1 protein-coding gene is annotated in these 278 nt (G+C 65.1%); it reads right to left on the reverse strand.

Going from position 1 to position 278, the window contains the following annotated elements:
• On the reverse strand, positions 1-278 hold a 278-nt coding region (locus ACL9RM_RS26700), incomplete at both ends, for an AMP-binding protein (RefSeq protein WP_414126725.1).

Genomic DNA, 278 nt, shown 5'->3' on the forward strand with positions numbered 1-278 from the left:
TTCACCAGGCTGCGGTGCTCGATCATCACGCCCTTCGGCTTGCCCGTCGTTCCCGACGTATAGATCACGTACGCCAGGTCCTCCGGACGGGCTTCATGGAAGCTGTCGGCATTCGTCCGCTCCTCGCTGTACGAAGTTTCGTCGTCGAGGTACAGCACCGCCACCAGCGCCAGCTCCTCTTCGCCCAGCCAGGCTTCGGCGCGCTCTCGCAGCGGCGTTTGCGTCAGCAGCACCTTCGCTCCGCTGTCTTCGAGCATGAACCGCACGCGCTCCGCCGG

Origin of the sequence: Paenibacillus sp. S29, from assembly GCF_049319765.1 — a bacterium.
GTDB classification, from domain to species: Bacteria; Bacillota; Bacilli; order Paenibacillales; family Paenibacillaceae; genus Paenibacillus; species Paenibacillus polymyxa_B.